The 3,586-nt window shown below is 37.2% G+C and carries 3 protein-coding genes; 2 read left to right on the top strand and 1 reads right to left on the bottom strand.

Translation table 11 applies throughout. The annotated features are described in order from the left end of the window. Positions 1-215: 215 nt before the first annotated feature. Positions 216-2,621 (top strand): DNA gyrase subunit A, encoded by a 2,406-nt coding sequence (gene gyrA / locus AB1630_11245; GenBank protein MEW6104368.1) that lies wholly within the window; start codon positions 216-218, stop codon positions 2,619-2,621. Further along, on the top strand, positions 2,618-3,382 hold the full coding sequence (gene lpxA, locus AB1630_11250; protein ID MEW6104369.1) for an acyl-ACP--UDP-N-acetylglucosamine O-acyltransferase: 765 nt from the start codon (positions 2,618-2,620) through the stop codon (positions 3,380-3,382). Before gyrA ends, lpxA begins: the two co-directional genes overlap by 4 nt. Before the next feature lie 8 nt (positions 3,383-3,390). Here the strand turns inward: lpxA and AB1630_11255 are convergent. Next, positions 3,391-3,586, bottom strand: a 196-nt coding sequence (locus tag AB1630_11255; protein MEW6104370.1) for a hypothetical protein, incomplete at its 5' end; no start/stop codon positions are given.

Below are 3,586 nucleotides of genomic sequence, written 5' to 3' on the forward strand. Positions count from 1 at the left end.
TATACCCAAAAAGATAGGGCAATTTTCTTTGACCTAAAGAATGACAACAACCAACCCCTCTCTTCTGGCCTATACTTCTACAAGCTAAAGGCAGATGATTTCTCTGCCATTAAGGCAATGGTGGTGAGGTAATCCCTTACGTTGTTTCATAACCCGCTTAATCCCAAATAATCCTTGCTGAAACCACCTATTTTTTTGTATTATATAACATAGAAATGTCTGAGATTATTGAGTCTTATATTGAGCAGGAGATGAAAACCTCCTACCTTGATTACGCTATGTCTGTAATCATTGGAAGGGCCCTTCCTGATGTTCGCGATGGCTTAAAGCCAGTACACCGAAGGATTTTGTATGCAATGTCTGAGCTTGACCTATCTTCTAACAAGCCATATAAAAAATCAGCAAGGATTGTTGGAGAGGTTTTGGGAAAGTATCATCCACATGGAGATCAGGCTGTATATGACACCCTTGTTAGAATGGCACAGGATTTCTCTTGTAGATACCCCCTTGTTGATGGACAGGGAAATTTTGGTTCTTTAGATGGCGACCCTCCAGCTGCTATGAGATATACAGAGGTAAGGCTCTCCTCAATAAGTCAAACCCTCCTTTTAGACATTGAGGATGAAACCGTAGATTTTATTCCAAACTTTGATGATAGCCTGAAGGAGCCAGATGTCCTTCCTGCTTTGCTTCCCTCCCTTCTTATAAATGGTTCATCTGGCATTGCTGTTGGCATGGCAACGAATATTCCGCCACATAACCTTTATGAGGTAATTCAAGGTATTATTGCAATAATTGATAATCCCGATATAAGTATAGATGATCTTTCCTCTATTATTCCTGGCCCTGACTTTCCCACAGGTGGATACATTGTTGGGAAATCTGGAATAAAAGAGGCTTATGAGAAAGGACAGGGTATTATTACAATGAGGGGAAAGGCAAATATTGAAAGGGAGCAAGGAAGGGAAAAGATAATAATTACAGAGATTCCCTATCAGGTTAACAAAAAGGCCCTTATTGAGAGGATTGTTGAGGTAAATAAAGAAAGGGAATTAGGAATATCAGAGCTAAGGGATGAATCAGATAGGGATGGAATAAGGGTTGTTCTTGAGGTAAAGAGGGATGAAAATCCTAATGTTATTCTAAATAAGCTATACAAACACACCCAACTTCAGACAAGCTTTGGAATTATTATGCTTGTTATAAAAGATAAAAGCCCTGAGATAATGCCCTTAAAAAGAATTCTTGAATGCTATATTGAGCATAGGGTTGAAATTATTACAAGGAGGTCAAAATATCAATTAAACCTTGCAAGCGAAAGGGTTCATATCCTTGAAGGTCTAAAGATTGCACAAAAAAATATTGATAGGGTGATAAAGATTATAAGGGGCTCAAAGGACCCAAAAGAGGCAAAGAATGCCCTTGTGGGAGAATTAGCCCTTTCACAAAAGCAAGCCCAGGCAATCCTTGAGATGCAGCTTCAAAGGATTACAAGGCTTGAGGAAAGCAAAATAGAAAAGGAATACCTTGAGCTTATAAAAAAGATTGAATACCTTAATTCCCTCCTTTCATCAAGGACGAGGATTTTAGGTGTTATAAAGGATGAAATTTTGGAATTGCAAAAGAAATTTAAGGATGAAAGGAGAACAATAATTATTCCCGAAGAGGAAGAATTTAGGATGGAGGATTTTGTAAAGGAGGAAGATGTTGCAATTACCATATCCTTCAGGGGCTATATCAAAAGGATTCCTGTAAGTGTGTATAAGAAGCAACACAGGGGAGGTGTTGGTGTCTCTGGCATTGAGTTAAGGGAGGAAGATTTTGTCAAAGACCTATACATTGCTTCCACTCACGATTTTCTCCTTATCTTTACAGACAAGGGAAGGCTTTATTGGCTTCGTGTTTATAATATTCCAGAAGGAGGAAGGCTTGCCCGTGGAAAACCTATTATCAATCTAATAGCAATTGGTGAAGATGAAAAGGTGGCAGCTATTATTCCTGTTCGTGAATTTAAAGATGGCTATATTCTTATGGCAACAAGGCTTGGTAAAATAAAGAAAACGGGGCTTAATCTCTTTTCAAATCCACGCACAACGGGAATAATTGCAATGGATATATCAAAAGAAGACAGCCTTATCTCTGCTAATTTAACATCTGGGAATGATGAGATAATCCTTTCATCAAGAAAGGGAAAGGCATTAAGATTTAATGAAAAGGATGCAAGGCCTATGGGAAGGGCTGCATCTGGCGTTATTGGAATGAAGTTCTCAGAAGAGGATTTTCTTATTGGGATGGAAGTAGTAAAGAGTGGAAAGAGCCTTCTTACAATAACAGAAAATGGATTTGGAAAGAGAAGCATAACAGGGCTTTATAGATTGCAAAAAAGGGGAGGAAAGGGCATTATTGACATAAAAACGGATGAAAGAAATGGTAATGTTATTGGAATCCTTGAGGTAGATGAGGCTGATGAGATTGTCTTAATTACACAACTTGGAATGGTTATAAGAATTTCTGTAGGAAATATTAGAATGATAGGAAGAAATACAAAGGGTGTTTGCCTGGTGAGATTAAAGAAGAATGATAAGGTTGTTGCCTGTGCACCAATTGTTGCTGAAGAATGATCCATCAAACCGCAATTGTTCATAGGAATGCAGAAATAGAAGAAGGAGTTGAGATTGGTCCATATTCTATCATCGAAGATGATGTTGTAATTAAAGAAGGAACAAAGATAGGTCCTTATGTTGTTATAAAAAAAGGAACAACGATAGGAAAGAATTGCAAGATTGATATAGGTAGTGTTATTGGAAATGAGCCACAAATAAGCGGATGGAAGGATGTGCAATCATATTTGATAATTGGGGATAATAATATCATCCGTGAATATGCAACCATCCATCGTTCATCTTATGAAGGGGAAAGCACGCAAATAGGAGATAATAACTTTATTATGGCAAATTCTCATATTGCCCATGATTGCAAGATTGGAAATAATGTTGTTGTTACAAATTTTGCAGGATTAACAGGCCATGTTGAGGTAGAAGATAGGGTTGTAATCTCAGGCTTTGTTGCCATACATCAATTTGTTAGAATTGGATGCCTCTCTATGATTGGTGGCTCTTCAAAGGTTACTCAAGATGTTCCACCATATTTTATTGCTGATGGACACCCTGCCTCCTGCATTGGCATAAATAGTATCGGGCTTCAAAGAAATGGAATGCCAAGCAAGATGAGGCAAGACATAAAAAATGCATTTAGGCTATTATATCGTTCTCATTTGAATATCAGCCAGGCACTAATAAAAATAAAGGATGAAATTTCTTCATCCCCTGAGATAGACCATCTTATTGAATTTATTAAAGGCTCTAAGAGGGGGATATGTTAATGCGGATTTTAAGATTGCGAATTTAAAGGGAAATGAATTTTTTTCTTTACAAGATGAGAGTGAGTATAGGATAATTTTAAATTCCCATTTTCCGCTACCCTACCATAGGAATTGACTACTTCAAAAAATTTATTATGTTTTGGCTCTAAAAAGCCGATATATATAATAGATAAGATGATAGAAGATATTTTAAGAAGACAAAAT

This window comes from bacterium, from assembly GCA_040753555.1.
Classification (GTDB): Bacteria; UBA9089; UBA9088; order UBA9088; family UBA9088; genus JBFLYE01.

Bases quoted from the DNA above. Each gene is read 5' to 3' on its own strand.
- gyrA (MEW6104368.1), top strand. From the start codon at position 216: ATGTCTGAGATTATTGAGTCTTATATTGAGCAGGAGATGAAAACCTCC.
- lpxA (MEW6104369.1), top strand. From the start codon at position 2,618: ATGATCCATCAAACCGCAATTGTTCATAGGAATGCAGAAATAGAAGAA.